A 5,780-nucleotide genomic window follows, 5' to 3' on the forward strand; every position below is an offset into this window, starting at 1 on the left:
GGTTCGAACCCCTCATCGCCCACCAAGAAACTCCTTAAGAAATTAAGGAGTTTTTTTTTGCCTTCTCAATATTATTTCTCGATATCAAAAAATTTAAAATTATGAGCGAACTGATCGGATTTAACGTTAGGGTTTATGCTTTTTGCATAAACGACAATAAAATTTTAGCACTGCACGAAAGATATGCAGGAACACAAATATGCAAATTACCTGGAGGCGGTCTTGAATTTGGAGAAGGAACAATTGAATGTCTTCATCGTGAATTTGAAGAAGAATTAAATTTAAAAATCGAAATCTTAGATCATCATTATACGCAGGAAGACTTTATTGAATCTCGTATAAAAGACAATAAACAGATTCTTAATATTTATTATACTGTCAAAATACTAAATATTGAAGATTTAAATGTTCAAATTCCGGGATTGGAAAAATTAGAATGGATTGATATTGATTCAGAAAACAATCCTTTTGTTTTAAAAGCGGATATAATTGCATTTGAGAAATTGAAGAAAAAAGTCAGTAATCAAATAAGATAAATATATTTTCTCCATTTTTTATTCTTAGTGCAATTGAAGCCAATCTTGTCATTTCGAGGAACGAGAAATCTCACTCGGAAATCGACAAGGATTAGCGACATACTTTACAGAATTTCTAGTGTGATTTCTCGTTCCTCGAAATGACAAGATTGCCTAAAATTAAGCCTGAGAACAGAATTTAAAATTCTTACCATAAAAATTGTATTTTTGTTTACCGCTCCCCAAGAAAATCTGTAACATACATTTAAAATCTGTTTTTTACAGTTCTGGTTTATTCACTTAATTATTATCTTTGAATTATGAGCACTATACAAAAAACCAAACATATTGGAAGAAACATAAGCCGAATTAGAGAGCTTAGAGGAATGAAGCAAGAGGCACTTGCCATAGCCATTGGTGTGAGCCAGCAGTATATTTCAACTCTTGAAGGAACGGAAACTATTGATAGCGAAAGACTAAACTCTATTGCGGAAGCTTTAGGCGTTTCGGCTGAGGCCATTGAAAATTTCTCCGATGAAGCAGTTTTGAATGTTATTGGAAACACTTACACCAATAATGACATCGTTAATGCCGGACTTAATTACAATTGCACGTTCAACCCAATTGATAAAATTGTAGAACTTTACGGAGAAAAAGAAAAACTCTATGAACGCTTAATTCAAGCCGAAAAAGACAAAGTTGAATATCTCGAAAAAATAGCAAAAGGCAAATAACCTTTTAAAGCATAAAAAAACTCCATTATTTCTAATGGAGTTTTTTTTTTATGATTAAGCTTTTTTATTTACCCAACTCTTTTTCAATTTCTTTAATAAGCTCAACTGCGAGCGGTTTTGTGTTTTCTTTGTAAACCCTTATGTTATTCTTACCTAGTTTAACAAGATATGAAAGTGTCTTTTTATATTTTGGATCAGAATATAATTCTTTTTCTGGTTTATCTGCATTTTCTATTTCTTTATCAAAACACTTAAACAAAAATTCAGTGTACATTTTATCAACTTCGTTAGCAGCTGGTACAAATATTTGGTAATAGTTTAAGATTTTCTGTTTCAATTTTTCGTCTTCAATGTAGCCAAGTTTACCACTTGACTTAAAGCTTTCATAATTACCTACAGTCAATGTTTGCCCATGTGAATGAATTGGAAAATCAACTTTGCTTTTAGCTTTATAAATACTGTCAAGCTGAGAAGTCGTTAATGCTAAAATTTTTTCGTAACTTTTATTTGTCTTTTCATACGCTTTAACTTCCCTGTCGATACTTTCTATATCATTCTTTAAATCATTCTTTAAATTAGCAAGAAACACAGATACTTCTTTTTGTTGGTGTCTATGCTCGCTCCAACCGTGAAGCCATATTGAAAGCGTTACAGCAAAAACGATTATAAATATTTCTATAATGATCTCTTTTACTTTCTCTCCCAATGTGTGTTCTGGTTTTTTGACAGCTTTGTAAATTTTGTTTGAATGTTTGGTTATTTCTTCTTGCATAATTTAGTTTTCTAATTTTGACTCTAGTTGTTATTTGTAGTTTATTTTAGTACGATATTTAATTCTATAAATTCAAAAGCGAATATAAGACTATTTGTAAAATCGCCCAGTAATTTCTCAGATCCTACGCAAAAAAAATATCCTTTTTAGTAATCTAGCAATCAATCATTATTACTTTTTATTTTCTCGCATACTTTTTCAAGAAGACTTTTGGTTTGTTTAAAATATTTCATTTTATCATCTATCTCTTTTATTTTGGCTTGAAAGAGCTCTAGTGTTTCTGGTTTCGAATCTGTTGTCTCAAACCAGCTAATCAATATTTTTTTTATTTCTGCTAAAGTAAAACCGACTTCTCTTGCTTCTATAATGATTTCTAGACGCTCAATAGTATTAGCATCGTAATGTTTGTAATTATTAGATTTGACTTTTTCATCAGTTAAGCCCTTAATCATTCCTAAATTTTCATAATATCTTATCGTATGGATCGACAATCCTGTTTTTTTTGATAATTCGTTTACAAGCATAGTTTTATTTTTTTAAAACAATAAAGTGTAGAGTATAGTCTATACTTTATTGTTGCAAATATAATAACTTTCTACTTTTAAAGCTTTAAAACATCAAGAAATAAGAAGAAACAATTTTCTGCAACAGAAACATGGCCGAATATGATAAAATACCAACATACAACTTAATTATTTCTAATTAAGCTTTTTTTACTTCCATTTATTTATTCTTTGCGTTTTTTCATCAAACTGCGCAGCTAAAGATCGTATCCTAGAACTTAAAATCAACTTTCTACCTTCGATTGTTCGGGTAAAAATTAAATCGCAACTTCCAACAAGTTCTTTCCATTGCTCTTTGAAATGCTCTGCTAATTTTTTATTTCTGCCTATAATTTCAGGAACTGAGTGATAGTCTTTTTGCTCTTTAAAGAACAAAAATCTATTTTTTCTGATTATTATATAACGAGGGGTTTCTATAGGACTTACAATTTCCTGTAAAGAGTTTATGAATATTGATTTCTCAAAAGTAGTCCCTCCATCCAAATGACAATACACTCCTCCCCAGTCATCTACCGAAACTATAACTTCTAATTCAGAATAATTAGTTTTAATAATTCTGGCCTTAATCAATGAATTTAAAAGTGCTTCTCCAATTTGTTTAATATCTTTGGAAATGTCACGATATTTAAAATACAACCTTAATGCTTTTAATGTCTGTCTTCCAAAAAACAACATCCCAACTATTCCAAAAAAAGTAAGAAAAAAATAAAGATCTCGCATACTCCTGATTCTTCTAGCTGATTTTAAAAATTCTTGTATTATTTCTAAACCAAAACCAGCTAAACCAGAACCTAAAGTAGCCAAAAGATTGGCAAGCGTTTTATTCAAATACATTGATTTAACTGCTTTATACTCTTTTCCTTCAGAAAATGGAATTTTAATTTCTTCTACAAGAGTTACTCCTGTTTCAAGTGCTTTTTTCCATACTTCTTTTAAGTTTTCTCTACTAGCAGCATGCTTGAACATTTCAATATTCATTTTCTCAGCCTCACCTTTTTCGCAGATATTCTCTCCTAAATTTAACCGTCCAATTCCGTTTTCAATTCCAGGCTGCTCGCGAAATGAAACGCCGACAAAACTTTTAAACCGTCTTTTTAGCAAATCAAAATCATCGCCACCAGATGGAGATGTTTCATCGATAGTAACTAGATGCCAGATATTTCCTGTTTTATTTGAGTTTCCGTTTTGAATTCTAATGGCTCTTCCACGCATTTGATTTGACAAAACAAAAGAACCAACAAAACTTGCCAATATTAAAGAGTTAATTGCTGGAGCATCCCATCCTTCCCCAAGTAATGATTTTGTACCGATCAAAACTTCTATTCCGCCACTTTGAAAAATTTGGGTTACAATATGAACTATATAATGAGTAAGCTGTTCTGTGTAATTTATTAAAATATAATTTGGATCAAAGGGAACAATGCTTGAATTTATTTTGGCAATACCACATTTTGTTGCTCTAACTTCAAAATCATTATAAACACTACTTGGAATGATAATCATTGATCCGGTCAATACACCAATTTTTTTATTCTCTATATTTTCTCTTCTTAGTTTTTCAAAAATAGGAATAACTCCCAGTCTATTTAATTCAAGATTGTTTTCGGAAGAATTAATATAGTATTCTTTTCGGATGAAATCAGAAAGAATTACCATACGTAAATCTTTCCCTAACTGCTTGTATTCAAAATCAACAATCTCTTTAATGCCGTTTAATTTACTTATACTTGACGTTAAAAGACCTGTTACTTTTCTATTGTATAAAAAGTCTATCTGTCGTCTCTCTATTGCCCCAAATCTTCTTAATCTATTCTCAAGGTTTTTTCGATGTTCTTCAAACTTTTTAAAATGCTCGTCTTCCTTATAAAGATAAAACTCCAAAAGTTTTTCAGTCCATTCATAATCCAAAACAGGGATTATTATTTTTTTGTCACCAATAATTTCTAGATGAATTTCAGGAATTTCTTTATTGTTTGTTTTTAAAAATATTAAACTGGCAGAATAATAAGCAAAATTATTATAAATCCAATCTAGATGTTCCTCAGGATTTTTCCAAATAGGATGCGTCTCAATTGCCTGAATAATGGTTTCTTCATTTTTTATTTCCTGAAAAAGCATTTCTATATTATCCCTAAAATTAGTAATATCCTGATGCTCTTTTTCGGTTGGCATTGTAAAATATACATAATCTTGATGCGGACACAGATCTCCTTCGATTACCAATTCTGGAACCGAAATTTCCATATCTACAAGCCCATTAAGTTCAATATATCGCTGCCATTCAATAGGCGAAACGTCATAAGGCGGTGTTGCAGTTAACCCAACAATTACCGGATTAATTTTCTCTTTTACTTTAGTTAATGTCTGCCACCACTCATTTTTTAAGTGATGCGCCTCATCTACTACAATTGTCTTAATCTTTTGTGCATTTAAGCCATTTACAATTTTATCAAGATTTGCATTTGCCTCTTTACTATTTACGTTTTCCTCACTTTCTTCTTCCTCATCAAAATCTTCTTCCTTAATTTTTAAATTATTACAAGCCGCATGAAGTCCTTGATATGTTACCACAGTCATAAATTTTGGGTTCCGAATATCTCTCGAAATCCAGTCTGGACTCTGATCTGTTTGAAGAAATAATTCACAAAATCGTTGAATCCATTGATTGCGAATTGCTATTGTTGGTGCGAGAATTAAAGTCGGTTTATTTAAACGAAGAGCAACTTCAAGTCCTAAAATAGTTTTACCAGAACCTGGAGGGGCTATAATATGTAAATGTCCATCTTTTAAATATTCTTCTAAATTATCTAGTACTCTTTGCTGGTATTTTCTCCAATTATATTTAAACTTTACTTCTTTTGGATATTCGCCCAATGTATCGTTTATTTTAAGTTTGCCTGTATTAACTAACATCTTTGCATAAATTAATCACTAGATTTTTAATTTTATCGATTTGCTAACATAAGTAAAAAACCTTACAAATCACTAAAAAATTCTTACTCTTATAAATTTAAAAAACACTTACTTTACACATAATACATTAAATATATTCGTAAAACACATTAAATAATTAAAATCTTTTCTATTTCCTAAAACAAACATCATAAAGCAGAATAATTTGGAAGAACTTAGGAACTCGATAGAATCTATAATTAATAAATAGCATTACTTTCCAGTAATAAAAAACTCCATTATT

Annotated in this window: 5 protein-coding genes; 2 read left to right on the plus strand and 3 right to left on the minus strand. The window is 30.3% G+C overall.

Translation table 11 applies throughout. From position 1 onward, the window contains the following. Positions 1–101: 101 nt before the first annotated feature. On the plus strand, positions 102–536 hold the full coding sequence (locus B3J44_RS14470) for an NUDIX domain-containing protein (RefSeq protein ID WP_198857835.1): 435 nt from the start codon (positions 102–104) through the stop codon (positions 534–536). A gap of 299 nt (positions 537–835) precedes the next feature. Beyond that, positions 836–1,249: a helix-turn-helix domain-containing protein gene (locus B3J44_RS14475; RefSeq protein ID WP_286969189.1), complete on the plus strand. Its 414-nt coding sequence runs from the start codon at positions 836–838 to the stop codon at positions 1,247–1,249. A 64-nt stretch (positions 1,250–1,313) separates the two neighbouring features. Here B3J44_RS14475 and B3J44_RS14480 read toward each other — a convergent pair whose 3' ends face one another. The 3 genes from B3J44_RS14480 to B3J44_RS14490 all read right to left on the minus strand — a co-directional run bounded on the left by B3J44_RS14480 (position 1,314) and on the right by B3J44_RS14490 (position 5,497). After that, on the minus strand, positions 1,314–2,021 hold the full coding sequence (locus B3J44_RS14480) for a DUF6090 family protein (RefSeq protein WP_286969190.1): 708 nt from the start codon (positions 2,019–2,021) through the stop codon (positions 1,314–1,316). A gap of 161 nt (positions 2,022–2,182) precedes the next feature. Then, entirely contained in the window at positions 2,183–2,545 is a 363-nt protein-coding gene (locus tag B3J44_RS14485) for a MerR family transcriptional regulator (RefSeq protein ID WP_286969192.1), read from the minus strand. Positions 2,546–2,734: 189 nt separating this feature from the next. Then, on the minus strand, positions 2,735–5,497 hold the full coding sequence (locus B3J44_RS14490) for a DEAD/DEAH box helicase family protein (protein ID WP_286969193.1): 2,763 nt from the start codon (positions 5,495–5,497) through the stop codon (positions 2,735–2,737). Positions 5,498–5,780: the final 283 nt, after the last annotated feature.

This window comes from Flavobacterium sp. UBA4854 (assembly GCF_002399805.1).
GTDB classification, from domain to species: domain Bacteria; phylum Bacteroidota; class Bacteroidia; order Flavobacteriales; family Flavobacteriaceae; genus Flavobacterium; species Flavobacterium ginsengisoli.